Genomic DNA, 26,471 nt, shown 5'->3' with positions numbered 1-26,471 from the left:
TTTGTTCGCTGCCGCGCAGGCAGCTCAGAAATCGCTCAGGCGAGAGCGCAGCAGCTCCAGGTCGTTCGCTGCCGCGCAGGCAGCTCAGAAAGATGATCTCGAACGCATCGGCCTCGATGTCGCGTTCGCTGCCGCGCAGGCAGCTCAGAAATGGGTGAAGTCCTGCACCGAGCTACTGCGGTTGTTCGCTGCCGCGCAGGCAGCTCAGAAAAACATTTGTGACAATGCCGCGATTCAGGCATAGTTCGCTGCCGCGCAGGCAGCTCAGAAAAACCATTGTGGCTGCTCTAGCCAAAAGCTCATGTTCGCTGCCGCGCAGGCAGCTCAGAAAAACAATAGATTGAAGTTCAGGGCTTGGGAGTAGTTCGCTGCCGCGCAGGCAGCTCAGAAACGTGGAGCGAGGGCGACAAAGCAAGGCAGGCCGTTCGCTGCCGCGCAGGCAGCTCAGAAATAGAATGCTTGCACGAGGTACAGCGTGCCATCGTTCGCTGCCGCGCAGGCAGCTCAGAAAGCAAGTAACGTCTGGGTATGCTGGGGTGTATTGTTCGCTGCCGCGCAGGCAGCTCAGAAAATCTACGGCACCAGCGCCCTTGAGAAGCCGTAGTTCGCTGCCGCGCAGGCAGCTCAGAAATTGCTCAGAGCGTCGGCTACTGCTTGAGTTGTGTTCGCTGCCGCGCAGGCAGCTCAGAAATCGAAGGAAGCCAGAGCTTCCGGCATCCGCTCGTTCGCTGCCGCGCAGGCAGCTCAGAAAGCTACAAACATTTGCAAACGGGCTGTGGAAAAGTTCGCTGCCGCGCAGGCAGCTCAGAAAGAGGTGCTGAATGCGTTGGATACAGATGGGCAGTTCGCTGCCGCATAGGCAGCTCAGAAAAAATGAGCTAGGAACTACTGGAAAAGCTCGACGTTCGCTGCCGCGGAGGCAGCTCAGAAATCGGACCAGTTCTGGCCATCGGTGCTGTAAAAGTTCGTTGCCGCAGAGGCAGCTCAGAAATGCTCCGGGTCGAAACCGCTGGCCCGCTCAGGCTTCGCTGCCGCACAGGTAGCTCAGAAATATAACGAGACCATGCGGTTGCTCGTTACTAAGTTCGCTGCCGAACAGGTAGTTTAGAAATTTTATCCACAACTGCTCTCCGCTTGTTCGGGGCCGATAATCCACAAGATACATTGGCGCCTCTCTAGTACAATCACGAGTTGTTGAGGAAGAATGAGCTGGAGCAACAAAAGAATAATGGCGGAAAGTCTGCGAGAATAATGAAAGTGACGACAAGAGTAGATGGTGCTAGCTTTGGTTGTCGTGAGTTTCCACGGAAACGTCTATGTTTCGGGTTAAGCGGTGTCAATTGCATATTGAATAGTTAGTTTTCGCAATGCTATATTTCTGCCTTATTCCACCGAGCCCGATGGGTTCGATCGATTGGATAGCTGCATTAGTGAGCGCGGCGTCAAGACGGGAAATTAAGGAAGTGTTATGAATAAATTGTCACTGGATGGGATGGACAAGGCAGACTCTCAAGTTTTAATTGAGAATTTGCAAAATTTAAGCTCGCAAGAGTTTGATCGGTTTATTCAAAGTTATGCCGTGGGTGACGAGCCGGCGTGGCACAGGTTTATCAAGGGCGCTTATAACCATCCGATCACATGGTGGATTGGTTTGTTTCAGCTGCAAATGCAGCTGGGCCTGTGGGGACCTGGCCGAAGGGCTCAAGCGAGTATCTTTGCGGGCCGCCTATGGAAAGCCTCTGAGGTTCTTAGGGGTAACCCTAAAGGGAGAAAAATTATTGAAACAGTGGTCAAATACAATCTTCGCTACCGAAAAAGTGATCTCAGTGGTCGAGTCGGAGGTGGCATATTTACTAGCTTCGCGGCCACAGGTGGTTTAGCGGGGGCTCGTCGGCTATCCAGGAATGCCAAACGCTCGGCAGCAGCAACTCACTTTCTCATCGCAAGCTATGGTGCGGCAATAAAGTCTGTTGCGATAGGGAAAGTTCATGTCGAATCTATAGTTCAATCTGTTCTCACTGGGCGCCCTGAGCTTCCAGTTCCAAAAATCAACTATAATTTGGATGTCCATCTCTCTGAGAAGGAACAGGCGTTTTCAGATAATGCGGAGAGCGCCTTGTTCGAAATAATGTCGTTCAGTCAACTTGCTCCAGCCCCAGTGGCAATATCTGAATTTTGCTCAAGGCCCGAGAATGTTGATATCAAGGGGTTGTGCAAGTGAAGGATTCAACAGCGAGGAAATTCTCCAAATTGGGGTCGTTGTTATCTGCAATCATTGAACAGGCAGCATACTACATAGCGTTGCTGGCGGCGCTTCTGTCTTGGGTCTACCTTGGGAATCTTCCTTTAGCGATAGGGGTCTTCGTGCTCGGCTGTTTAATCGCTTGGGCGGTTACGTCGTTTATTCGCCGTGAGTGAGTTTGACCTTGGTAAAAGCCAGATAATCAACCTGGTGGAACACGAGCGTGTTGCATCCGGGACTTCTTTACGTTCAAGGGTAGTCAGGAATCACGCCCGGCCCCGTTCCTGACTGCTCCTCCCGCCGGATAATGGCGGTGGAATCAATTTTTAGACCCTCTGTGGAATAAATTTCCCACTAAGACGTTAACTGGTTGAAACCCAATCAGTAGGAGGTCTTAGTCATGAAAAAATCAACACTGGTACTTGCAATCGCTTCTGTTTTGGCTCTGCCAAGCTCTGCTCAAACCTTCAGTTCTGAGGCCGAGGCTGACGCTCGCGTTAACGCCGATGCTCAGATGCAAACCTCCGGAACTCGCGAAGCCGGTGAGCCGGCCGGCGAACAGGAACAGCAGAGCGCGGCGTCTACAGAAGCCCGGGGAGATGCCGGGAGCTCGTCCGCGGTGAGCCTGCGGTACGAAGAACGGTCTTCCCGGGATGAGCCCGCCGAAACGGATGATGAGGTGGCCGACAACGGGGACACTATCAACGGCGATGTCGAAGAACGCTCGGATAGCGCTTCCAACCTGACTGCTGAGTCCCGCACTCTGCTGGAAGGCACTGGCGAGGCTGCTACCTCGGCTACACAGAATGTCGAGGGTGAAGCCAATGCCGGCGCCGAGGCGGGGTTGACCACGGCGGCGTCCGTCGGTGAGCAAGCCGGTGAGCGTATGGAACAGGGGCTGGGCACGGCCGAAGCCGCTGTTCAGAATGGCGTTGATACCGCTGCAGAGGCTGGCGCCCAGGCAGAGGAGCAGGCCGCTGCGGCTGTGGAGTCGGCCAGCGTTACGGCGGCGGCTGGTGTCGATGTGGCCGCGGAAGTCAGCCAGGCGGTTGGCAATGAAGTGTCCAACTCGGTAAGCGCGGCAACGGCGGCGGCGGTTGATGCGGAGGTTGCCCAGCAGGTGAGCGCAACGGTAGCCAACCAGGTTGCCGGCGAAGCGGCCGGGGCCGCTGAAGCCTCCGTCAAACAGGCACTCGATGCCAGTATCACCCGCTAACACCCACTTCCAGTCAGCACCGGCGGGCCTCAGTCCGACCGGTGCTTTTTTTCGGAGTCATTCCCATGAATATGAATACATTACCCCGAATGGTACTGACCGTTGCCGCCGTTTTTTCCAGTGTTCCCGCCCTTGCTCAAAACGACGGCACGTCGGATAAAAAGGCGGACTTCAATGTGAAACTTCAGGCCGGCGGTGCCTATGATTCGACGCTTTCGGTGGCGTCGCTGGACCAGACGTCCAGTCAGGGCGACTCGGCGCATGTGTTTTACGGTCGAGTCGGCGGTGAGCTTTACCCGACAGAGCGGATCACCCTGAAAGGCAGCTACAGCCTGTCCTCACGCCGGTATCACGAGGTCAGCGAATTCGATCAGGATCTGGGTATCGCTTCGCTTGATGCCGCCATTGACCTGGCGGGCATTACCTGGGGTCTGAGCCGCCATGTCGCGGACGCCCAGCTTGCGTCCGAACCTTTGCTGGATCTGACCCGAGACAGCCTCTACGCCGCCAAGCTGTTTAGCGGCGGTGTTTATCTTCGCGGTGCCTATACCGACAGCGAAAAACGGTTTGAGAACAACCGTGAACGCAACGCCGATGGCGAAGAACTGGCCGCCGATGTCTATTACTTTTTCAACAGTGCTCGCAGCTTCTGGTCACTGGGTGTGGGCCGCGAGGTTGAAGAAGCCAGTTCACCGGCGTTCGACAACACCGCCCTTAAACTGCGGGCCCGTTATTCTCATACAGGCTCGATTGCGGGTAAGGAAAGCCGGATACAATTGGGCTGGCGGTATCAGGATCGGGACTACGATAACGAGGAGTCGCTGCCTGAGACCGACAATGGAGACACACAATGGCTTCCCGGAACTGATGATCCCATGTCGCCGACTGGAGCGGGCACCCGGCACGACCGCAGTCATGTCGTCGAAGCGATCTGGACGCTGAATTTCGTCGAGTGGCTGGCGCTGGAAACCAAAGTCGAGCACGGCCAATACGACTCGAATTTCGACGCGGCGGATTACCGGGAAACCGGGGTATCGGCGTCACTGAGCCTGGAGTTTTGATGTTTGTCCGATTGTTTTAGCCGACTAGTCCAGCAGGCCGTGACCAAAAATCGGGTCGCGGCCTTTCTCTCCCAGATCTTTTGCCTGCCCGGCCAGATATTGCACCACCTCTTCACTGGACGCCCGTTGGTTGGCCAGGGCACAGGCCACATGAGCGGTCACCGTCGGCGCTGCCATGGAGGTGCCACTCTCATGGCCAAATTCCCCATTGCCCCGGGTGGTGCGTACCGACACGCCGGGGCCGGCGAAATCGATGTGCTCCCCCCGATTGGCCCAGCGATACACCTGCCCGTCGGCGTCCACGGCGGTAATGGCGATCACGCCGGGGTAGGCCGCCGGATAAAGCGGTGAGGCCGCAGGCCCCGCATTGCCCGCCGCCGCGACCACGGCGGTTCCTTCTGCGGTGATCCGCTCCATGGCGGTGGCGAGTATCCGGTTGTCAGGCCCCGTCAGGCTCATATTGATCACGCTCACCTCCTGCTCGGTCAGCCATTCCAGGCCCGACATCAGGTGCATCATGGTGGCGCCCTGGGCGTATTGGTTGCGGCTGTAGAACACGGAGGCGTTATAGAGCCTTGCCCCCGGCAAGCGTGCCGGTGCGTCGTCAAAGCTCCCTACCATCAGTCCGGCGACCGCCGTGCCATGGCCGGTGGGCGGACCTTGCTCCCCGGTGCCCTCGGTGTCCGGTAAAAAGTTCCGTTCCACGATGCGGCTGTTGATCAGCCCCGGATGCCCGGTGGCGATGGCGGTATCGATCATGCCCACTTTCACCGGCTGTTCACACAGTGGGGTGCGCGGGCGCTCGGCGGATTCCGCCCTTGGCTTGGCGGCCTGGGGATTGTAGATGTGGTTGCGGTCCAGCCGTTCGGCCAGGTCGGCCGGCAAGGCTTTTCGCAGAGCGGCGTAGGAGTCCAGTCGAGCCGGTACCCGGAAGCGCACCAACTCCAACCCCAGCTTCGGCAGACGCTTCTGCTCCAGGAACTCGACATCCAGCGGCTCCAGCAATGCCCGCTCTCCGGGCGCGAGCATCAGCAGCCACTCGCTCTGTACGGCGCGCCAGCCGTCTTCCACTTCCACCTCCATAAACAGGGTCGCGCCCCGGGAATCCAGTATTGGCACGCGGCTCGGGAGGGCGCCCAGGGGTTCTTCCGGCGGGCGCAGGTTGTCAGGTAGTTGCTTTGGCAAAGGGGCAGCGAGTCGGCGCTCCAGGGCACTGGTGACCTCGGGGAGGGAATCCCGGCGCAGGCGCTCTACCGAATCAACGGAGCGTTCCACCCGGTCGGTCACCGCCGATGGCAAACCGATTTGAGCCTGGGCGATGGTGCCGAGGCCCAGTAGGCACAGCACCAGTGGACGAAATCGGGTCAGCCTGGCTGGCCGGTGTCTGGTCGGGCGGTGGCGGCGGACGTTGGCTTTCATAATCGGATATCCGGTGAGGGAGCTAGTGAGGTACCTGTTACTATAACGGCCTCACCCGATAAAAAATTCCTGGGGCCGGGAATAAAAACCCCGCTGGCCCGTTAACAGGGTACAACAGAAAGGTGCTGTCTATGAAAAGCGAATTGACCGAGGTATTGCCTCAGCTCAGGCGGTTTGCCTACTCGCTCACCGGGTCGATGGACGATGCCGACGACCTGCTGCAGAGCACGGTAGAGCGAGCGCTGAACCGCACTGTACCCGAAGGAGTGGAGTTGACGAAATGGCTGTTCCGGGTCTGCCGGAATTTGTGGATCGACGGTTACCGCTCCCGGAAGGTCCGCCAAGAAGCGACCTTTCAGCCGCAGTTGCAGGAGCGCGAAATCGTCGATGGGGAGCGGGCCATGTCGAGCGAAGTCGAGCTCGACCAGGTCAGCCGCGCCATGGACCGGTTGCCGGACGACCAGCGCCTGGTGTTGTCGCTGGTGGCCGTCCAGGGCCTGTCCTACAAGGAGGCGGCCGCCACGCTGGAAATACCCCCGGGAACGGTAATGAGCCGCCTGGCTCGCGCCCGGACCGCTCTCATACAAAGCCTGAATTCACCTGTAGCGAGGACCAGCGCATGAACATCAACGATGACACCCTGTCGGCCTTTCTGGACGGCGAATTGCCTCCGGCCGAGATGGAGCAGGTTCGCGCCCGGCTGGCCGAAGACCCGGCACTGGCGGACCGCCTGGCGGAGCTCAGCGCCGTGGACAAACTGGTGCGCAAGCGCGCCCACGCCATTGATGAACGGCCACTGCCGAGCGGAGTACAAAAGCTGTTGGCGGAGGACGACGCCAAGCCCGAGTCTGCCCAGGTGATTGCCTTTCCCCTATGGCGGCGGGCCCGTCAGGCCCTGAACGCGCAGACCGGTATCGCGGCCGCTGTTGCACTCGCGCTCGGGTTCGGACTGGCCGAGGTCACCGACAACGTCGGTAATCCCCAGGCCGATGCTTTCCGGTCCGTTGCCGAGCGTCTGGAAACGCTGCCCAGTGGCACCAGTGAAACCCTGCCTGACGGCCGGGAAGTGACCCCCCGGCTCACCTTCGTGAACCGCGACGGACAGCACTGCCGGCAGTACCTTGTCACCGGTGGGGGAGAACGCTCGGAGAACATCGCCTGCCGCGCTCCAGAGGCCGACGCCGGTTGGGAACAGCTGGCCAGTGTTCGCCAGCCGTCCGCAGCGCCCGGCAGCTATCAGACTGCCAGCGGTGGTTCATTGCTCGACAGTGCACTGGACCAGATGATGGACGGCGGCATCATTGAGCCGGATCAGGAAAAGCAGTTGATCGAACGCGATTGGCAGCCGTAGCCAGACGCCATCGGGTCAATCGTTAAAGCCCTTGACCAGATAACCGGGAGGTAGTGTATGAAAACGCCAATACTCGTTCTGATGATGGCTCTGTTGATCAGCGCCTGTGCGGCCCCCGAGGTCTACCGGCCGGCATCGGACGGTGGCTACGGCTACCGGGAGAGCCAGATTGCCGATAACCACTATCGGGTGTCCTTTAAAATACGCGGCGACGAACGCTTCGAGGCCATGGACTACGCCCTGCTGCGCGCCGCCGAGCTGACCCTGATGGCGGACCACGACTGGTTTGTCGTTGTCGATCGGCTGGTGGATGGCGAGAAACGGGAGTCCGGAAGTAAAGTGGGGGCAAGTCGCACCCGGGAGTGGGAGCGCCAGTGCGGCCTGCTCGGCTGCACCACGCGCTCCCGCCCCTCCACCACGTACGGCGCCGAGATTCGTTCGGGGGATCGATCAGAGTCGGAAGTGATTCTGGAAATCCGCCTGGGCAAGGGTGTGCGGCCCACAGAAGGCGAAAGCTACGATGCGCTGGAAGTGCGGGACAATCTGCGCAAGCGAGTGAACTAGAGAAGCCCCTCAAGGTACACCAACAGGGCCCAATACTGGCCGGGCCCTATGCCAGCGTATCCTCATACGCCCGATATTCAATAGCGGTAACCCAATACACCAGTTCCCCCTGCTCCGGGGTGCGCACCACCACCTCATCGTCCACCCGCTTGCCGAGGAGTTGCCGGGCCAGCGGTGAGTCGACGCTGAGCTGGCCACGGCTCAGGTCAAACTCGTCGGGGCCGACGATCTGGTAAGTCCGCGCTTCACCGTCCTCATCTTCCAGAGTCACCCAGGCGCCAAAAAAGATTTTGCTCCGGTCCTCCGGCAGGCGATCCACGATGGTCACGTTTTCCAGGCGTTTGCTCAGGTAGCGCACCCGGCGGTCGATCTCCCGCAGGCGCTTTTTGCCGTAGATATAATCGCCGTTTTCCGAACGATCGCCGTTTTTCGCGGCTTCGTGCACGGTCTGGGTGACCTGTGGACGTTCGACCTTCCACAGGTGGGTCAGCTCCTGTTTCAGCCGACGGGCACCCGTCGGCGTGATGTAGGGCGAGCTTCCGGGAGCGGGGGGACGCCAGCGGCCCATACTCAGAGGTTCTCCTTCAGGTGAGCGATAGGCACGGGTTCAATTTTGTCGGCCGGCGTGAAGCCAAAAACCTGACCGTAAAAATACAATTCGGCTTCCATGGCCCGTTCGATATTCGGGCCCTGGCGGAAGCCGTGTCCCTCTTCGGGAAACAGCACCAGAGCGTTGGCGATACCTTTGTCGGTCAGTGCCTTGACCATGGCTTCGGCCTGGTTCGGCGGCACGATTCTGTCTTCTTCGCCCTGCAGGAAAATCACCGGGCAATGGAGTTGTTCGATGTGCCTGAGCGGGGAGCGTTCCTGATACACGCGCTGCTGCTCGGGGTAGGGGCCCACCAGGGAATCGAGATAACGGGATTCAAATTTGTGGGTGTCCCGGGTTAACGCTTCCAGATCGCCAATGCCGTACAGGCTGGCGCCGGCCTGAAAGGTGTCCCGGAAGGTGAGGGCGGCCAGCACCGTGTAGCCGCCGGCGCTGCTGCCGCGAATGGCACAGCGTTCCGGGTCGGCCAGTCCCTGGTGGGCCAGAGCGTCGGCGCCGCTGCACACATCAATCACATCGGTCACGCCCCAGTTGCCCTTGAGCCGCTCGCGATAGCGGCGGCCGTAACCGGTACTGCCCCGGTAGTTGACATCCAGCACGGCAAAACCGCGGCTGGTCCAGAACTGGATTTTAAGGTTCAACGCGGTCTGGGTCGCGCCGGTGGGGCCGCCGTGACACATCACCAGCAGGGGCGGGCGCTCATGCTCCGGTGCCACAAAATCGGGGTTGTGGGGCGGGTAATAGAAACCGTGCGCCTCCTCCCCGTCGGAGGTTTCGAAGGTCATGGGCTCGGGATTGGACAGGTAGTGATGGTCCGGGTCCGACGAGGCCGAGCGGGCCAGTGGTACCAGCGCTTCGGTCCCTTCGGGCCTGAACGCCCAGAGGCAGACGTTATGCTGGGCGTTGGCTCCAAGAAACAGGCCCTTGCCACCGCCACAGCGCACCGAGCTGATGTCGGTCATGCCGGTCTCGATCCGGGTCAGGGTACCGTGAGTCAGATCCAGCCGGGCCAGCAGCCAGTAACCTTCCTGGGTGTAGGTGCACAGAACGGTATTGGGGCTGAGGAAATCATAGGTGGACATGCCGAACACCCACTGGGGCGTGGCAAATTCGGCGTCCAGATGGCACAGGGTTTCCGCGTCGTCACCGGTCCAACGGTACAGGTTCCACCAGTTGTTTCGGTCCGAGACAAAATACAGTTCACCATCCGGGGCCCATTGCGGCTGAAATACCGACTCGCCTTCACCCCCGGCAATCATCCGGAGGTTCTTTAGAGACCCATCGTCGGCCACGTCTGCCAGATGGCACTCGGTGCTGTCCCAGGGCATGTTGGGATGATTCCAGCACAGGTAGCAGAACTGCGTCCCATCGGGACTCAGGCGCGGGTTGCTGTAAAAGTCCGCGCCGGTGGCGAGCACCTGGATATCGCCACTGCCATCCAACGCGATGGCGACAATTTCGGCCCGTTCTTCGGTGTCTTTGACCGTGTGATCTTCCCGTACGCCGATCAACCGCTGCCGTGCGGTGTCGAGGGTCAGGTCCGCGTAGCGATAGTCGCCTTCGGGGGAGAGGGCGGTGAGCGACTGATCGGTCAGCCGGTAGATGCGTTGGTCGCTGTCGAGTACGCAGTAGACGACACCGTCCTGTACGCAGTAGCTGCCGCCGCCGTATTCGTGGGCGCGGGTGCGGACGCTGTGGGGATGTGGGGTCATGTCCTGGCGCAGGCCCTGGGCGTTGAGCCGCACGAGTACGCTGCGGCCTTTTTCGCTGGGTCGGGATTCGAGCCAGTAGATGTCGTCGCCGTCGATGGCGGGTTCGCTGAGGCGAACGGTGCCCTGGGTGAGTGTCTGTGCGTTGATGGGCGAGGCCCAACTTCCGTAGGGGGCGGTGGTAGCCATAGGCATCCTGTCGCGGTTGGTTGAGTCGTTCGGTGGGCGGTCGTGGACAACCCCTAACCAAACGGTGACAATGCCTTCATTGTCAGTGATCGTTGTTGGTTTATCAATGTGGCTCGCCGGTCGTTCTGCCGCAATTACACTTTATTCACGCCCATGATGCCATTAATAGAGTCCATCCAAACACTTCCAGAAGATCGTCGCTACTGCGTTGCGCTTAGTGGTGGGTTGGATTCCACCGTGCTGTTGCATGCGGTGGCGAGTGGGTATTCGGGGGTGCGGGCGGTGCATGTTCATCACGGGTTATCTCCTAATGCCGACCAATGGCAGCGTCACTGCGAAACACTGTGTGAACAGCTAGGCGTGCCTTTGGACGTAGTGACCGTCGATGTCCAGAAAGACGGCAAGGGACTGGAAGACGCGGCTCGCGAAGCGCGCTATCAGGCGTTCACTCAACAGCTCCAACGCAATGAAATCCTGCTGACCGCCCACCATGGCGACGACCAGGTGGAAACCCTGCTGATGCGACTGGCACGAGGTTCCGGGATTCGAGGGCTGGCGGGGATGGCGTCGCGGCGGCCGTTGGGTGCCGGGGAGCTCTGGCGTCCGCTGCTGGGCGTGAGCCGGAGCGAGCTTGAAACCTACGCACAGAGTCACGGGTTGTCCTGGGTGGAAGATGAAAGCAACGAGGACCTGCAGTTTGATCGCAACTTCCTCCGTCATCGGGTCATACCCGCGTTGCGGGAGCGCTGGCCGCATCTGGCGGAGAGCTGGGGGCAGAGTGCGGCGCTGTGTGCGGAATCCGAGGCACTGCTGGACGAGTACGCACGGGAGGACCTGGCGCGTCTGGCGCCTGAGTTTGCCGATCCGCACGCCTCCGTCGACCGGGTGCTCAGCCTACCGGGGTTGCGGGGCCTGTCGCCGGCGCGGCGGCATCAGGTGTTGCGGGTCTGGTTCCGGGAGCGTGGAGTGCCGGGTTTGAATCGTGACCGATTGACCGAGGTCGATCGCCAACTGGTGGACGGGCGGGAGGACGCCCAGGCCCGTGTGGCCTGGGATGGCTGGGAGTTGCGCCGGTTTCGTGAGGGACTGTATTTGCTGAGCAGTGCGTCGATCGAGGCACCGGTGCCCTCAGGGCGAATCCCGCTGCAGCTGTGCGAAGAGGGACGAGTGCCGCTGCCGGGTGGCGCCGTGCTGGCTTTTGAAAAGGGGGAGCAGGGCGCCAGTGGCTCCCGTCTGGCCTCGGGACTGCCGGACCTCTCTATCCAGTGGCGCCGGGGAGGCGAACGCTGTCAGCCGGAGGGGCGGGCCCACTCACAGACCTTGAAGAGACTGCTGCAGGAGTACGCGCTCGCGCCCTGGTGGCGGGCCCGGCTGCCGCTGATTTACAGCGGCGAGACCCTGGTGGCCGCCGGGGATCTGTGGGTCTGCAAGGGCTTCTCGGCGGCCCCCGGCCAACCGGGCTACCGCCTGAGGTGGTACAACTTTTGATTGAGGCGATCCCGCCTTTCTGGTACTCTGGCGCCCCGTCCTGAAGAGAAATACCCCAACGACAAGCACAGCGTTGGCGCCCGGTATTTGTCTGTCCCTCGATCGTACTGAACAAGGTTTTACATGACGCGATATATTTTCGTTACCGGTGGTGTGGTTTCGTCTTTGGGCAAGGGTATTGCCTCGGCTTCTCTGGCGGCAATTCTCGAGTCTCGGGGCGTGAACGTCACCATCATGAAGCTGGATCCCTACATCAACGTGGATCCGGGCACCATGAGCCCTTTTCAGCACGGCGAGGTGTTCGTCACCGAAGACGGGGCCGAGACGGACCTGGATCTCGGGCATTACGAGCGCTTCATTCGCACCAAGATGACCCGTCGCAACAACTTCACCACCGGTCGAGTGTACGAAACCGTGCTGCGCAAAGAGCGCCGCGGCGACTACTTGGGTGGAACGGTTCAGGTGATTCCCCACATTACCGACGAAATCAAGCGCCGGATTATTGAAGGCGGCCGCGATGCCGATGTGGCACTGGTGGAAATCGGCGGTACCGTGGGGGATATCGAGTCCCAGCCGTTCCTCGAAGCGGTGCGCCAGCTCAAAGTCGAGCTGGGCCCCAAGAATTCCATTCTGATGCACCTGACCCTGGTGCCCTATATCGCCACCGCCGGCGAGACCAAGACCAAACCGACCCAGCACTCTGTGAAAGAACTGCGCTCAATCGGTTTGCAGCCCAATATTCTGCTGTGTCGCTCCGAGCGGGAAGTCGACGAAGATTCCCGCCGCAAAATTGCCCTGTTCACCAACGTGGATGAGCGCGCGGTGGTCCCGCTGCCGGATGCCGGCACCATTTACGCCATTCCGCGCATGCTGCACGAATTCGGCCTGGATGACATTATCGTCGAGCAGTTCGAGCTCGACTGTGGCCCGGCGGACCTGAGCGAGTGGGATCGCGTGGTGGATGGCAAACTGCATCCCGAGCATGAAGTCACCATCGCCATGGTCGGCAAGTACATGGAACTGCTGGATGCCTACAAATCCCTGATCGAGGCGATGATTCACGCCGGCATTCACACTCGTACCAAAGTGAACATGCAATACGTGGACGCCGAACAACTGGAAGAGCAGGGCGACAGCCTGCTGCGCGAAGCGGATGCGATTCTGGTGCCCGGCGGTTTCGGTAACCGTGGGGTGGAAGGCAAGCTGATGGCGGTGCGCTATGCGCGCGAGAACAAGGTGCCGTACCTGGGTATCTGCCTGGGTATGCAATCGGTGGTGATCGAGTTTGCCCGCAATGTGCTCGGCCTGAAAAACGCCAACAGTACCGAATTTGATAAACACACCCCGGACCCGGTGATCGGTCTGATTACCGAGTGGGTGGACAACAGTGGTCGCCGCGAACAGCGTGACGAAACCTCGGATCTGGGCGGCACCATGCGCCTCGGTGGTCAGGAGAGTCGGCTGGTCGCGGGGTCAAAAACCCGTGAGATTTACGGCAAGGATGTGATTGTCGAGCGTCACCGGCACCGTTATGAAGTGAACAACAATTACGTGGACCAGCTGCAGAAAGCCGGTCTGCGCATCGGCGGCTGGTCGGCGGACGATACCCTGGTGGAAGCGGTGGAACTGCCGGATCACCCCTGGTTTGTCGCCTGCCAGTTCCACCCGGAATTCACCTCCACGCCGCGCGACGGCCATCCGCTGTTTACCAGCTTTGTTCGCGCCGCCCTGGCCAACCAGAAATCCTCCTGATCCGCCTCGCGGGCCCTGCGGGGCCCGCCAACGATAGAGTGAGAACGCTGTGACTGATCGAGATATTGCCATTGCCAAGCTGACGGTGGGCAACCAACGTCCCTTTACCCTGTTCGGTGGCATGAATGTCCTCGAATCCCGGGACATGGCAATGCAGGTGGCCGAAGCCTATGTCAAGGTGACCGAAAAGTTGGGAATTCCCTACGTGTTCAAGGCCTCGTTCGACAAGGCCAACCGCTCCTCCATCCATTCCTTTCGCGGCCCGGGCATGGAAGAAGGCCTGAAAATTTTTCAGGAAATCAAAGACACCTTCGGGGTGCCGGTCATTACCGATGTGCACGAACAGTATCAGTGTCAGCCGGTGGCGGAGGTCTGTGATGTGATTCAGTTGCCCGCCTTCCTGGCGCGCCAGACGGACCTGGTACAGGCCATGGCAAAGACCGGAGCGGTCATCAACATCAAGAAGCCCCAGTTTCTGAGTCCGGGCCAGATGAAAAACATCGTGGAAAAATTCCGCGAATGTGGCAACGACCAGATCATTCTGTGCGAGCGGGGCAGTAACTTCGGTTACGACAACCTGGTGGTGGATATGCTCGGCTTTCGCACCATGCGGGAAGTCAGCGGCGGGGCGCCGATTATTTTTGACGCCACCCACGCGCTGCAGTGTCGCGATCCGCTGGGCGAAGCCTCGGGTGGCCGCCGTCACCAGGTCGCCGAGCTGGCCCGTGCCGGTATGGCCGTCGGCCTGGCGGGGCTGTTCCTGGAAGCCCATCCGGACCCGGACAACGCCAAGTGTGACGGTCCCAGCGCGCTGCCGCTGGACAAGCTGGAGCCGTTCCTGGCCCAGATCAAAGCTATTGACGATGTGGTGAAGCAGTTGCCGCCACTGGATATTCAGTAACGAACGCAGTAACGAACCCTTTTTCATTATTTATTGGCAAACGGAGCAATCTACGCATGAGTAAAATTGTCGACATCAAAGCTTTCGAAGTTCTGGACAGTCGCGGTAACCCGACCGTCAGCGCTGAAGTCATTCTGGAAAGCGGTGCCGTGGGCTCCGCCTGCGCCCCCTCTGGCGCCTCTACCGGTTCGCGCGAAGCACTGGAGCTGCGCGACGGCGACAAGTCCCGTTACCTGGGCAAGGGTGTACTGAAGGCCGTGGGCCACATCAACGACACCATCAAAGGCCTGTTGGTGGGTAAAGACGCCGCCGATCAGCGCGCTCTCGACAAAATCATGATCGATGCCGACGGCACCGAGAACAAGTCCAAGTTTGGCGCCAACGCCATTCTGGCCGTGTCCCTGGCCGCTGCCAAAGCCGCCGCCATCGACAAGGGCATTCCCCTGTATCAGCACATTGCAGAAGTCAACGGCACCGCCGGTAAGTACTCCATGCCGGTACCGATGATGAACATCCTGAACGGTGGCGAGCACGCCGACAACAACGTGGACATTCAGGAGTTCATGATTCAGCCGGTCTCCGCCAAGACCTTCTCCGAAGCGCTGCGCACCGGTGCGGAAATTTTCCACGCCCTGAAGAAGGTGTTGAGCGAAAAGGGCCTGAGTACCGCTGTCGGTGACGAAGGTGGTTTTGCCCCCAACCTGCCGTCCAACGAAGAGGCTCTGCAGGTGATCGGTCAGGCCGTGGCCAATGCCGGCTACAAACTGGGTGAAGATGTGACCCTGGCACTGGACTGCGCCGCGTCCGAGTTCTATAAAGATGGCAAGTACGACCTGTCTGGCGAAGGCAAGGTGTTCAGCGCCGAAGAGTTCTCTGATTACCTGGCGGATCTGTCGGCCAAGTACCCGATCATCTCCATCGAAGACGGTCTGGATGAGAGCGACTGGGACGGCTGGGCGTACCTGACCCAGAAGCTGGGGAACAAGATCCAGTTGGTGGGCGACGACCTGTTCGTGACCAACACCAAGATTCTGAAAGAAGGCATCGACAAGAAGATCGGTAACTCCATTCTGATCAAATTCAACCAGATCGGCTCGCTGTCCGAAACCCTGGATGCGATCAAGATGGCCCAGGACGCCGGTTACACCGCGGTGATCTCCCACCGTTCCGGTGAAACCGAAGACACCACCATTGCCGATCTGGCCGTGGCGACCGCAGCGGGTCAGATCAAGACCGGTTCTCTGTGTCGTTCCGACCGTGTGTCCAAGTACAACCGCCTGCTGCGCATCGAAGCGGAGCTGAATGGCTCGGCGCCGTACAAGGGCCGTGCGGAATTCAAGGCCTAAGTAAGGTAGAGAGTAAGGTTACGGCGGATTGTTTGGGTAACGGCGGATGGCACCGTGGTTTGCGTAGGGCGGATAAGGCCGAAGGCCGCATCCGCCGTAATCCCAATCAAGGCAATCCGCCGTAACGGTAGCGATGTAGGGTGGATAAGCGCAAAGTGCGTCATCCACCGTTTATCCGAAGGCATCTACCCCAGGATCCACTAACCAGGAGCCGGTAACAATGAAAATTCTGTTGGCCATCCTGATAGTGTTGTTTACCGCCCTGCAATACCGCCTATGGGTTGCGGAAGGAAGCTGGGCGGATGTGGCCCGTCTGGATCGCGACATTCAGGCCCAGGAGCTGGCCAACGAACGACTCAAAGAGCGCAACCGTCGCCTGGCCGTTGAAGTGGATGAACTCAAGGAAGGGCTGGACAGCGTTGAAGAGCGGGCCAGAGAGGATCTGGGCATGATTCGAGACGGTGAGACTTTTTTCATGGTCGTCGATCCCCAATAATAAAGGTCTGCTGACCTCAGGCATCTTCGGAACCGTTTATGGGCAATCACATCCGAGCCAGTGCTCCAAACCGCTGTTGGGCTATTGTTCCTGCGGCCGGCATTGGTACCCGCATGCGCTCCGATTTGCCCAAGCAGTATCTGCGTCTGCGCGGCAAAACCCTTCTGGAGCATACACTGGAACGTCTACTGGTCATTCCCGACCTGGCCGGCGTGGTGTTGGCACTGAGTCCGACTGATCCCTACTGGGAGCAGTTGCCGTTGGCCGGTAACGCCCGGATCGCGGTGGTGGACGGTGGCAGCGAGCGCAGCCGTTCTGTGCTCAATGCCCTGAACTACCTGACCCTGCAAGCTGAGGCGGAGGATTGGATTCTGGTGCACGACGCGGCCCGCCCCTGCATCACTCCGAGTGCCATTGCCAGCCTGCGCCGACACGCGGCCAACCATCCGGTGGGCGGTATTCTCGGTGTGCCGGTGGGGGATACGCTCAAGCGCGTCGGCCCCCGCAATGTGATACTCGATACCTGTGACCGACGGGGGCTCTGGCAGGCGCAGACGCCACAACTGTTCCGCTATCAGTTGCTTCATCAGTGTCTGGCTCGGGCGCTGGGCCAGGGCGAGGCGGTGACCGATGAGGCGTCGGCAATGGAGCTGGCGGGCTACCAACCGCTGATGGTTGAGGGGCGCACCGACAATATCAAAGTGACCCGGCCGGAGGATCTGGCGTTGGCCGAGGCGATTTTACAGCGACAGGAGCAGCACTGATGCGAGTGGGACAGGGCTTTGATGTTCATGCCTTCGGGCCGGGCGATAAAGTGGTGATGGGTGGTGTGATTATTCCGCACGACCGGGGGCTGGTAGCACACTCGGACGGTGATGTCCTGCTGCACGCTCTGTGCGATGCACTGCTGGGTGCCGCCGCCCTGGGGGATATCGGCCGGCATTTCCCGGATACCGATCCGGGTTATAAAAACGCCGATAGCCGGGCGCTGTTGCGGATGGTCTATGCCAAGGTGCGGGCACAGGGTTGGCAACTGGTGAACGCTGACATGACCGTGATTGCGCAGGCGCCGAAAATGGCACGCCACATCCCCGCGATGATTGAGCGGATTGCGGATGATCTCGACAGCGCCGTGGGACAGATCAATATCAAGGCCACCACTACCGAGCGGCTGGGCTTTACCGGCCGGGAAGAGGGTATCGCCGCACAGGCGGTGGTGCTGCTTGAGCCGCTACAACACTGAGGAATTTCTCCTGATGCCGGTCAACGACGCGGATTACCGGGCACCGATGTGGCTGCCCGGCGGACATCTGCAGACACTGGTGCCCCGTTATATTCGCCGTCTGAAGTTGGCCGGCGAGCCGGTGGACATTGATCTGCCTGATGGTGACCAGTTGCACGCCGAGCTGTATCGCCGTCCAGAGCCGGACGCTCCGTTGCTGATTCTCTCCCATGGTCTGGAGGGCAGTGCTCGAAGTGGCTATATCCTCGGAACCACTCGGGCGGCGTTGGCCAACGGCTGGTCGGTACTTGCCTGGAATTTGCGCAGTTGTGGTGACCAACTCAACCGTACTCCGCGTATCTACCATTCCGGCTGTAGTGATGACCTGGATGCGGTAATCACCTGGGCCGCGGGCGCAGGCTTTGCCCGTCTGCACCTGGGGGGCTTCTCGCTCGGAGGCAACGTGACCCTGAAATGGCTGGGAGAGCAGGGTGAGGCGGCTCGCGAACGGGGTGTTGAGGCGGCGGCTACGGCCTCGGTTCCACTGGACCTGCTCGCGTGTGTGCTGACTCTGGAGCGTCCGAGCAACTGGTTGTACCACAAACACTTTGTCCGCTCGATGAAACGTCGGCTCAAAGCCAAGGCCGCACAATTCCCCGGGCACTTCGATCTGCAACGTTTGAAACAGATGAAAACCCTCTGGGCCCTGGATGAGCACTACACAGCGCCCCTCAATGGCTTTCGCGATGCGGCCGATTATTACGCCCGCTGCAGTAGCCGATTCTTTCTGCAGGATATCCGCGTTCCCACCCTGTTGGTGACCGCGCGCAACGACCCTTTCTTCAACGATCGCTGTTTCTCGACCGAGGAAGCCGAGGCCCATGACCATCTGATATTTGAAGCGCCCCGCACTGGTGGCCATGTCGGATTCTGGCAGGGCCCGGGTGACTGGTGGCTTGAGCGACGATTTCTGCAACACTTTGGCCGGGAGATGGCATGACCCCCGAGTTTGACTTCCGAATGCCCACCGCCTGGGGCGGCCCCCGAGTGTCCGCCGGGTTTCGGGTGATACCGGAAGATTTTCAGGTGGATGAAGTCCTGGGGTTTGAGCCGGAGGGGGAGGGCGAGCACTGGCTGGTACAGGTTCGCAAACGCGGTGACAATACCGCTTGGGTGGCCGGGCAACTGGCGCGCTGTGCGGGTGTACCCACCCGGGATGTCGGTTACTGCGGGCTGAAAGATCGGCGTGCGGTGACCACCCAGTGGTTCAGTATTCATCAGCCGCGTGGGGAAACGCCGGACTGGTCCGCGCTGGAGGCGGCCGGTCTCACCCTGCTGCGGGTGGCTCGCCACCCGAGAAAGCTGCGGCGCGGTCAGCATCAGGCCAATCGCTTTGTGATCCGCCTGCACCGGGTTCATCCGGACGACCATGATTCCCGCAATGCTCTGGCGCAGACGCTGCAGCGCGTGTCGCAGGACGGCGTTCCCAATTACTTTGGCGAGCAGCGGTTTGGTCGCGACGCGGGCAACCTGCATCAGGCGCAGCGCTGGCTGGTGGAGGGTGTGCGCATCAAAAACCGTCAGCAACGGGGAATGGTGATGTCCGCCGCCCGCGCCTGGTTGTTCAATCAAGTGCTGGCGGAGCGGGTGCGCGAGAGCTCCTGGCGGGAAGCGTTGGCTGGCGAGCCAAGCGCGGTGCCCTCCGGACCACTGTGGGGACGGGGGCGGCTGCTGAGCGAGCAGACGACGGCCCAACTGGAATCCCGGGTATTGGCACCCTGGAAAGCCTGGTGCGACGGACTGGAGCATGTCGGGTTACAGCAGGAGCGGCGCGCCCTCGTCTTGCGCCCGCAAGGTCTGGAAGGGGCCTGGGAAGGGGAGGACCTTGTGCTGTCGTTCGCGCTCGCACCGGGCACGTTTGCGACCGCCGTACTGGCCGAACTGGCCCGCCTGCAGACACCGGACGTAGAGGCAGCGTCCGGGGGCTCTGTGCTATAGTGGGCGCTTTTCATCAGAAGACTATCGACAGCTAGATTGCCGGGGAAATACGCAGTGACGAGTCTGAATTTGGAAGGTGTGGGAATGACCTCCCAGCGCACGCGGGAGCGTCTGGTGCAAAGGCTGGCCGACAAGGGCGTCACCAACTTGCAGGTCCTGGATACCCTGCGTAACACGCCCCGCCACTGGTTTCTGGATGAGGCGCTGGCCCACAGGGCCTACGAAGACAGCTCCCTGCCCATCGGGTACGGTCAGACACTCTCTCAGCCGTATATTGTGGCCCGTATGACCGAAATCCTGCTGGGGGCGGCGGGTGGGCGCCTGAAAAAAGTGCTCGAAGTGGGCACTGGTTCCGGCTACCAGACCAGTGTTCTCGCGCAACTGGTGGGCGAGGTGTACAGCGTTGAACGGATCAAGCCACTGCAGGACAAGGCCCGTGAGCGACTGCGTGAGTTGGGGTTGCGCAATGTTCACCTCAAGCACGCCGACGGTGGGTTTGGCTGGCCGGAAGCGGGCCCTTTCGATGGTATTCTGAGCACGGCTGCGCCCCGTTTTGTCCCCCAGGGGCTGCTCGATCAATTGGCGCCGAACGGTGTCCTGGTGATTCCCGTAGGAGACCAGACCCAGTCCCTGAACCTGATCATGCGCGACGGGGATAGCGAGAACTTTGTGACTCAGGTGCTGGAGCCGGTCAAGTTTGTCCCTCTGCTCTCCGGCACCAGCCGCTGAGCTTTCATGTCCGTTTCCGCTCCACAATGACAAGGACTCCCATGACCCTGCAAGACCGACTGATTCTCTGCCTGAAAGGGATGGCAATGGGGGCGGCCGATGTGGTCCCCGGGGTGTCCGGCGGTACCATCGCGTTTATCTCCGGCATCTACGAGGAGCTGATTGACTCTCTGCGCCGTTGGACGCCCGCGGCGCTGGGCATTTGGCGTCACCAGGGTATTGCCGCCTTCTGGCGGCACGTTAACGGCGGTTTTTTACTGACCGTGTTCGGCGGAGTGCTGCTCAGTATTTTCTCTCTGGCGAATCTGGTTCACTACCTGCTGGAATTTCATCCGCTGCTGGTATGGGGGTTCTTCTTTGGACTGGTGGTGGCGTCGATCGTCTACATTGGCCGTCAGTTACCCCTTCGCTCGCCGATGATCTGGCTCGGCCTGGGTTTGGGGACCCTGGTCGCATTGGCGATTTCCGTTGGCAAGCCGGTCCAGTTGCCCGCCGAGTGGTGGATGGTTTATCTCGCCGGCTGCATAGCGATATGCGCCATGATTCTCCCCGGCGTTTCCGGCAGTTTCCTGTTGTTGCTGATGGGCATGTACCCCGTATTCATTCAGGCCGTCGTGGAGTTGAACTGGTGGATACTGGGGTGTTTTCTCGCCGGCTGCGTGACCGGACTGCTCCTCTTTTCCCATTTTCTGGGTTGGCTGTTGCACCGTTATCATGATCGGACCCTGGCGGTGCTGACCGGCTTCCTGGTGGGGTCCTTGAGTATCATCTGGCCCTGGAAGCACACGATGGAGACCTATACCAATCGTCATGGAGAACAGGTCCCGCTGGTTCAGGAAAACCTGCTTCCGTGGCACTATGAGGGCGTTGTCGGGTCTGACCCCCAGACAGCGATGGTGTTGGTCCTGATGGCGCTGGGGTTGTTGCTGGTGCTCGCTCTGGAGTTCTGGGCGAAGCGAGGCGTCGATGATTGACCGACCCTTGGCGCTGCATGGGATGGCTGGCAAAGTGGTCGATTCACCAATAAGTCACAGTGGCAACCCATATTTTAGAGTATTTTCTAATAAGGGCCCGGCGCTAATTGCGAATCCAAATAAACGGGACCCTCGCATCAGCCCGTAACGTGAGTGTGTTTATGCAGGACTGGTCAACCCACCGCTCGAGGATATGTCACCGACTGATTTATATAATGATCGGTTGGATGACGATGGGAGGCTGTTCTACCCAGCAGGCGGATGTGGTTGAACGCACTCAGCCGCCCGGTCGGGAGATCCAGAGACATTGGGTGAGCGCCGGTGAGACCCTGTATTCGATTGCCTGGCGGTATGATGTGGATCACCGGAGGCTGGCCCAGCACAATGGCATTCGCCCGCCGTTCACGATTTATCCAGGTCAGATCCTGCGCCTCGATGTTCACAATATGGCGGCGCGAACCAAGCCCGCTGAACGCGTTGATCCACCCAAAGTGGCGACCAGGTCTACACCTGAGGCATCCCCTGATCGTCAAAAAAATAAAACACCTGTTCCCAAATCCGCCTCTGCCCCTCCCCTGGTTGCGGGGAACCCCGACTGGCGCTGGCCCGTCAAGGGGCGGGTGATCGCTGCCTTCGGCGCCTCTACGGGCCTCAATCAGGGTATTGATATCAGCGGTAAATTGGGAGACTCTGTACAGGCAGCCGCTGCCGGACAGGTGGTTTATGCGGGCAGCGGGCTGCGTGGGTATGGCAATCTCGTGATCATCAAACACAATGACACGTACCTCAGCGCTTATGCCCACAACCGTCGCCTGAAGGTGGCCGAAGGTGACGCGGTAAAAGCAGGAGAGGTGATTGCCGAAATGGGTTCCAGTGGCACCGATAGTGTGCGCCTGCACTTTGAGATTCGGCGTGACGGGAAACCCGTTGACCCTATCCGGTATTTGCCCAAGCGTTAACGGGCAATCGATAAACCGGTGTAAAAAAGTGTCGCAGTATAACGATAACTTGGGTTAAGGCTGTTGGATGCCATAGGGGCGGCACCAGGAGCCGTATGCAGAACGAGGGGTGATCTATGGCACTGCAAGAACGGGACGCAAAAATGGATCGTGAGTCAGCCGCCGCTGTTCACGAAATTGATTTTAACGACGATGTCGTGGTTGAAGAGGAGCCGACCACCGCTGCACCCGCTTCCGCCCGACGAGGGCGCACCTCTGTTGATCGCAACTCTGACGATCATTTCTCCAAAAGTCTCGATGCGACGCAACTCTATTTGAACGAAATCGGCTTTTCTCCGCTGCTGACGGCAGAGGAGGAAGTTTATTTTGCCCGCCGTGCGCTGCGGGGGGACGCCGCCTCCCGAAAGCGGATGATCGAAAGCAACCTGCGCCTGGTGGTGAAAATCTCCCGCCGCTATGTCAATCGGGGGTTGGCGTTGCTGGATCTGATTGAGGAAGGCAACCTGGGCCTGATTCGCGCGGTGGAGAAGTTTGACCCGGAGCGGGGCTTCCGCTTCTCCACTTATGCTACCTGGTGGATCCGCCAGACCATTGAACGGGCGATCATGAATCAGACCCGCACCATCCGGCTACCCATTCATGTGGTGAAAGAACTCAATATCTACCTGCGGGCGGCCCGGGAATTGACCCAGAAGTTGGATCATGAACCCTCCTCGGATGAAATTGCCGCGTTGCTGCACAAGCCCGTTGCGGATGTGGAGCGGATGTTGGGTCTGAATGAGCGGGTTACCTCGGTAGATAGCCCGGTAGGCAATGCCTCCGACCGGACCGTGGTGGATACCATTCCGGACATCAACAATTCCGACCCGGCTTTTCTGATGCAGGACGGGGATCTCAATGAGAGCCTGGATCGCTGGCTGGACGACCTGAGTGAGAAGCAGCGCGAAGTGCTGGCCAGGCGATTCGGGTTACGTGGCCACGAAGTGTGCACTCTGGAAGAGGTCGGCCATGAGATTGGTTTGACCCGTGAACGGGTCCGCCAGATTCAGGTGGAAGCGCTCAAGCGGTTGCGCGAAATCATCGAAAAGCAGGGGCTCAATAGCGAGGCACTGTTCAGCGTTTGATGGGGACTGCTGTGACAGCCATAAAAAAGCCGGGCTCCGATGGCCCGGCTTTTTTATGGGGGAAACGGTTTACCGTTCAAGGTACTGCAGTTTGCCTTCAACGCCATCCCATTCCTCGGCGTCCGCCGGGGCATCTTTTTTCTCGGTGATATTGGGCCACACTTCCGCGAGTTCGGCGTTCAGTTCCAGGAACACTTCCTGCCCCTCCGGCAGCTCATCTTCCGAGAAAATGGCATCCACTGGACACTCGGGTTCACACAGGGCGCAGTCAATGCACTCATCCGGGTGAATCACGAGAAAATTGGGGCCTTCATAAAAGCAGTCAACGGGGCAGACTTCCACGCAGTCTGTGTGTTTGCATTTAATGCAGTTTTCCCCAACAACAAATGTCATAGCGGACTCCAGCTAACACGGTTCAGATTCGGGCGCTTATTCTATCAGTATTCCTGGTTTTTACCAGCCATCAGAGCCTTCAGCTCGTAAAGTCGCTCCAGAGCCTGGCGGGGGCTCAGGTCGTCCGGTTGTACTGAACCCAGCGCTTCGACGACCGGGTGCGGAGCACTGTCAAACAGCCCGCCCTGGATTGGTGTGGCGGCTGCAGCAGACGAGGGAGCCGCCGCGGTGGACCTCGCCGTGGAGCGCTCATTCGGAGATTCGCCCTCGAGCTCGGCAAGCTGCACTTTCGCCTGGGCCAGTACACCGTTGGGTATGCCGGCCAGCTTGGCCACCTGCAGGCCGTAGCTCTTGCTGGCCGGGCCTTCCTGAACCTTGTGCAGAAACACAATGCTGTCGTGATGTTCCGTCGCATCCAGATGCACATTGACGATCCCCGGCAGCTCGTCGGGCAGCCGGGTCAGCTCGAAGTAGTGGGTGGCGAACAGGGTGTAGGCTTTGACGTTTTCCGCCAGATGGCGGGCGCAGGCCCAGGCCAGGGCCAGGCCGTCAAAGGTACTGGTGCCCCGGCCGATCTCGTCCATCAGCACCAGACTGCGCGGCGTGGCATTGTGCAGAATGTTGGCGGTCTCGGTCATCTCCACCATGAACGTGGATCGGCCGCCGGCCAGGTCGTCGGAGGAGCCGATCCGGGTGAAGATCCGGTCCAGCATGCCCACTCGGGCTTCGGCCGCCGGAACAAAGCTGCCGATATGGGCCAGCACGGCGATCAGCGCCGCCTGGCGCATGTAAGTCGATTTACCGCCCATGTTCGGGCCGGTAACCACCAGCATGTGGCGCTCATCGCTAAAGCGCAGATCGTTGGGGACAAACGGTGCCTGACTGACGTGCTCGACCACCGGATGCCGTCCGCTCTGGATGTCGATACCCGGGTCGGCACTCAGTATGGGTCGGCTCCAGCCCAGGCTGTCGGCCCGCTCGGCCAGATTGGTCAGCAGGTCCAGCTCTGCCACGGCGGCGGCCGACTGTTGCAGCGGGATAAGATCGTCGTTCAGGATGTCGATCAACTGGTCGTAGAGCAGTTTCTCCCGGGCCAGGGCCCGACTTTTGGCGGACAGCGCCTTGTCCTCGAATTCTTTCAGCTCCGGGGTGATGAAACGCTCGGCGTTTTTCAGGGTCTGGCGGCGAATATAGTCGGCTGGAGCCTGCTCGGCCTGGGTGCGACTCAGCTCGATGAAATAGCCGTGTACGCGGTTGTAGCCCACCTTCAGCGTGGTGATGCCGGTGCGCTCGCGCTCCCGGGTTTCCAGGTCCACCAGATATTGGCCGGCATTGTTGCTGATATTGCGCAGCTCATCGAGTTCTTCATCGTAGCCCTCGGCGATCACGCCGCCATCGCGAATGACCACCGGTGGGTTTTCAACCAGGGCCCGTCCCAACAGGTCAACCGCTTTGGGAAACTCCCCCAGTTGTTGTGCCAGTTCGGACAGGTGCGGCGCGCCGAGCTGGGCCAGCTCACTGCGCAGCTCCGGGTAGCAGGCCAGGGAGGCGTGTAGCCGGGCGAGATCCCGTGGGCGTGCCGAGCGCAGGGCCAGGCGACCGAGGATCCGCTCCATGTCGCCGATGCGCTTGAGAATCCGGTGGATCACCTCGAAGGTGTACTGGTGTTGCAGCTCGGCCACCGCGTCCTGACGGGATTGCAGAATCGGCAGGTCGCGCAGTGGGCGGTTCAGCCAGCGGCGCAGCAGGCGGGAGCCCATCGCGGTGGCGCAGCGATTCAGTACGCTGTACAGGGTATTTTCTTCGGTACCGCCGAGGTTGATGTCCAGTTCCAGATTGCGCCTGGTGGCGGCGTCCATGATGACCGCCTGCTCCCGGTTTTCGTGACTCAACCCGCGCACGTGCGGCAGGGCGGCGCGCTGGGTTTCCCGGGCGTAGTTGAGCAGGCAGCCGGCGGCGGCGATGGCGCAGTCCAGATGATCGCAGCCGAAGCCTGCCAGATCCTGGGTGCCAAACTGTTGCGTCAGCAGACGCCGGGCGCTGTCCAGTTCGAATTCCCAGGGGCCCCGGCGGCGCACACCTTTGCGGTTCTCCAGCAACTCGGGAGTGGTCAGGTCATCGCTGACCAGCAGTTCCGCGGGGCGCAGCCGCTGTAGTTCACTGAGGGCCGCATCCAGCCCTTCGACCTCCAGCACATAAAAACGGCCACTGGCGATATCCAGGGAAGCGAGGCCAAAGGTCTCTCCCTGTTGGTGCAGGGCCACCAACAGGTTGTCCCGCCCGGAGTCCAGCAGGGCCTCGTCGCTGACGGTGCCCGGCGTGACGATGCGCACCACCTTGCGCTCTACCGGCCCTTTGGCGGTGGCCGGATCGCCGATCTGTTCGCAGATGGCGACCGAAACGCCGGCGCGCACCAGCTTGGCCAGATACCCGTCGGCGGCATGAAACGGAATGCCCGCCATGGGGATGGGTTCACCGTTGGACTTGCCGCGGGCCGTTAGGGTCACGTCCAGCAGTTCGGCGGCCCGCTTGGCGTCGTCGTAGAACAATTCGTAGAAGTCGCCCATGCGATAGAACACCAACTCCTGCGGGTGTTCGGCCTTGATCCGCAGGTACTGCTGCATCATCGGCGTGTGCTGGCTTGGGGCGTCGGATGTCTTGCTCATAAAGCGGCGTTGCCTGGAGGTTATCGGGTGACTGTAAGCTGCGCTATTCTACGGAATTCATC

24 protein-coding genes and 1 CRISPR repeat array (1 of these 25 running past the window's edge) are annotated in these 26,471 nt (G+C 60.2%); of the genes, 19 read left to right on the top strand and 5 right to left on the bottom strand.

Going from position 1 to position 26,471, the window contains the following annotated elements; genetic code table 11:
- A CRISPR array of direct repeats spans positions 1 to 1,111; the repeat unit is 28 nt; unit sequence GTTCGCTGCCGCGCAGGCAGCTCAGAAA (it extends 2,222 nt beyond the left edge of the window).
- A gap of 357 nt (positions 1,112 to 1,468) precedes the next feature.
- From OOT55_RS06875 to OOT55_RS06865, 3 genes are all read left to right on the top strand, one after another.
- Entirely contained in the window at positions 1,469 to 2,221 is a 753-nt protein-coding gene (locus OOT55_RS06875) for a hypothetical protein (protein WP_265368372.1), read from the top strand.
- 421 nt (positions 2,222 to 2,642) lie between these two features.
- Positions 2,643 to 3,458, top strand: a complete 816-nt coding sequence (locus OOT55_RS06870; RefSeq protein ID WP_265368371.1) for a hypothetical protein — start codon at positions 2,643 to 2,645, stop codon at positions 3,456 to 3,458.
- A gap of 65 nt (positions 3,459 to 3,523) precedes the next feature.
- A complete protein-coding gene (locus OOT55_RS06865; RefSeq protein ID WP_265368370.1) occupies positions 3,524 to 4,519 on the top strand; it encodes a hypothetical protein in 996 nt (331 codons plus the stop codon).
- 24 nt (positions 4,520 to 4,543) lie between these two features.
- Here the strand turns inward: OOT55_RS06865 and OOT55_RS06860 are convergent, their stop codons facing one another.
- Positions 4,544 to 5,938, bottom strand: coding sequence for a S8 family serine peptidase (locus tag OOT55_RS06860; protein ID WP_265368369.1), 1,395 nt, complete (start codon positions 5,936 to 5,938; stop codon positions 4,544 to 4,546).
- A gap of 131 nt (positions 5,939 to 6,069) precedes the next feature.
- On the opposite strand from OOT55_RS06860, the gene OOT55_RS06855 reads away from it, so the two are divergent.
- The 3 genes from OOT55_RS06855 to OOT55_RS06845 are packed head-to-tail and all read left to right on the top strand — an operon-like array spanning position 6,070 to position 7,853.
- Positions 6,070 to 6,561, top strand: a complete 492-nt coding sequence (locus OOT55_RS06855) for an RNA polymerase sigma factor (RefSeq protein WP_265368368.1) — start codon at positions 6,070 to 6,072, stop codon at positions 6,559 to 6,561.
- The gene (locus OOT55_RS06850; protein WP_265368367.1) at positions 6,558 to 7,289 is read left to right on the top strand and encodes a hypothetical protein; all 732 of its coding nucleotides are present in this window, start codon (positions 6,558 to 6,560) and stop codon (positions 7,287 to 7,289) included. Before OOT55_RS06855 ends, OOT55_RS06850 begins: the two co-directional genes overlap by 4 nt.
- A gap of 57 nt (positions 7,290 to 7,346) precedes the next feature.
- Entirely contained in the window at positions 7,347 to 7,853 is a 507-nt protein-coding gene (locus OOT55_RS06845; RefSeq protein WP_265368366.1) for a CC0125/CC1285 family lipoprotein, read from the top strand.
- 46 nt (positions 7,854 to 7,899) lie between these two features.
- Here the strand turns inward: OOT55_RS06845 and greB are convergent, their stop codons facing one another.
- Positions 7,900 to 8,421, bottom strand: coding sequence for a transcription elongation factor GreB (greB, locus tag OOT55_RS06840; RefSeq protein WP_265368365.1), 522 nt, complete (start codon positions 8,419 to 8,421; stop codon positions 7,900 to 7,902).
- Positions 8,422 to 8,423: 2 nt separating this feature from the next.
- The gene (locus tag OOT55_RS06835) at positions 8,424 to 10,361 is read right to left on the bottom strand and encodes a S9 family peptidase (protein WP_265368364.1); all 1,938 of its coding nucleotides are present in this window, start codon (positions 10,359 to 10,361) and stop codon (positions 8,424 to 8,426) included.
- Between the two features lie 153 nt (positions 10,362 to 10,514).
- Between OOT55_RS06835 and tilS the strand changes: the two genes are divergently transcribed.
- The 13 genes from tilS (at position 10,515) to rpoS (ending at position 23,350) form a co-directional block, all read left to right on the top strand.
- Positions 10,515 to 11,849 (top strand): tRNA lysidine(34) synthetase TilS, encoded by a 1,335-nt coding sequence (gene tilS, locus OOT55_RS06830; protein ID WP_322113832.1) that lies wholly within the window; start codon positions 10,515 to 10,517, stop codon positions 11,847 to 11,849.
- Positions 11,850 to 11,972: 123 nt separating this feature from the next.
- Positions 11,973 to 13,601 carry a CTP synthase gene (locus OOT55_RS06825; RefSeq protein ID WP_265368363.1) on the top strand — a complete coding sequence of 543 codons (1,629 nt, stop codon included), beginning with the start codon at positions 11,973 to 11,975 and terminating at the stop codon, positions 13,599 to 13,601.
- Positions 13,602 to 13,650: 49 nt separating this feature from the next.
- A complete protein-coding gene (kdsA, locus tag OOT55_RS06820; protein ID WP_024460511.1) occupies positions 13,651 to 14,502 on the top strand; it encodes a 3-deoxy-8-phosphooctulonate synthase in 852 nt (283 codons plus the stop codon).
- Positions 14,503 to 14,558: 56 nt separating this feature from the next.
- Positions 14,559 to 15,848, top strand: coding sequence for a phosphopyruvate hydratase (gene eno, locus OOT55_RS06815; RefSeq protein ID WP_265368362.1), 1,290 nt, complete (start codon positions 14,559 to 14,561; stop codon positions 15,846 to 15,848).
- Between the two features lie 220 nt (positions 15,849 to 16,068).
- A complete protein-coding gene (gene ftsB / locus OOT55_RS06810) occupies positions 16,069 to 16,344 on the top strand; it encodes a cell division protein FtsB (RefSeq protein ID WP_265368361.1) in 276 nt (91 codons plus the stop codon).
- A gap of 38 nt (positions 16,345 to 16,382) precedes the next feature.
- Complete coding sequence (gene ispD, locus OOT55_RS06805; RefSeq protein WP_265368360.1) at positions 16,383 to 17,108, top strand: 2-C-methyl-D-erythritol 4-phosphate cytidylyltransferase; 726 nt, start codon at positions 16,383 to 16,385, stop codon at positions 17,106 to 17,108.
- A complete protein-coding gene (gene ispF / locus OOT55_RS06800; RefSeq protein ID WP_322113831.1) occupies positions 17,108 to 17,587 on the top strand; it encodes a 2-C-methyl-D-erythritol 2,4-cyclodiphosphate synthase in 480 nt (159 codons plus the stop codon). The genes ispD and ispF overlap by 1 nt, the downstream gene beginning before the upstream one ends.
- A 13-nt stretch (positions 17,588 to 17,600) precedes the next feature.
- Positions 17,601 to 18,566 (top strand): YheT family hydrolase, encoded by a 966-nt coding sequence (locus tag OOT55_RS06795; RefSeq protein ID WP_265368359.1) that lies wholly within the window; start codon positions 17,601 to 17,603, stop codon positions 18,564 to 18,566.
- Positions 18,563 to 19,564 (top strand): tRNA pseudouridine(13) synthase TruD, encoded by a 1,002-nt coding sequence (truD, locus tag OOT55_RS06790; RefSeq protein ID WP_265368358.1) that lies wholly within the window; start codon positions 18,563 to 18,565, stop codon positions 19,562 to 19,564. Before OOT55_RS06795 ends, truD begins: the two co-directional genes overlap by 4 nt.
- 84 nt (positions 19,565 to 19,648) lie before the next feature.
- The gene (locus tag OOT55_RS06785) at positions 19,649 to 20,293 is read left to right on the top strand and encodes a protein-L-isoaspartate(D-aspartate) O-methyltransferase (protein ID WP_265368796.1); all 645 of its coding nucleotides are present in this window, start codon (positions 19,649 to 19,651) and stop codon (positions 20,291 to 20,293) included.
- 41 nt (positions 20,294 to 20,334) lie between these two features.
- Positions 20,335 to 21,267, top strand: a complete 933-nt coding sequence (locus OOT55_RS06780; RefSeq protein ID WP_265368357.1) for a DUF368 domain-containing protein — start codon at positions 20,335 to 20,337, stop codon at positions 21,265 to 21,267.
- Between the two features lie 311 nt (positions 21,268 to 21,578).
- The gene (locus tag OOT55_RS06775; protein ID WP_265368356.1) at positions 21,579 to 22,226 is read left to right on the top strand and encodes a peptidoglycan DD-metalloendopeptidase family protein; all 648 of its coding nucleotides are present in this window, start codon (positions 21,579 to 21,581) and stop codon (positions 22,224 to 22,226) included.
- 116 nt (positions 22,227 to 22,342) lie between these two features.
- On the top strand, positions 22,343 to 23,350 hold the full coding sequence (rpoS, locus tag OOT55_RS06770; protein ID WP_265368355.1) for an RNA polymerase sigma factor RpoS: 1,008 nt from the start codon (positions 22,343 to 22,345) through the stop codon (positions 23,348 to 23,350).
- Positions 23,351 to 23,419: 69 nt separating this feature from the next.
- Here rpoS and fdxA read toward each other — a convergent pair whose 3' ends face one another.
- Both fdxA and mutS read right to left on the bottom strand, forming a co-directional pair.
- On the bottom strand, positions 23,420 to 23,743 hold the full coding sequence (gene fdxA, locus OOT55_RS06765) for a ferredoxin FdxA (RefSeq protein ID WP_036159885.1): 324 nt from the start codon (positions 23,741 to 23,743) through the stop codon (positions 23,420 to 23,422).
- A 44-nt stretch (positions 23,744 to 23,787) separates the two neighbouring features.
- Positions 23,788 to 26,409 (bottom strand): DNA mismatch repair protein MutS, encoded by a 2,622-nt coding sequence (mutS, locus tag OOT55_RS06760; RefSeq protein ID WP_265368354.1) that lies wholly within the window; start codon positions 26,407 to 26,409, stop codon positions 23,788 to 23,790.
- Positions 26,410 to 26,471 lie beyond the last annotated feature (62 nt).

The sequence above is a fragment of the Marinimicrobium sp. C6131 genome (genome assembly GCF_026153455.1).
In the GTDB taxonomy this organism is placed as follows: domain Bacteria; phylum Pseudomonadota; class Gammaproteobacteria; order Pseudomonadales; family Cellvibrionaceae; genus Marinimicrobium.
Note: the sequence above shows the minus strand (reverse complement) of the source record. Positions and strands in the feature narration are given on the sequence as shown.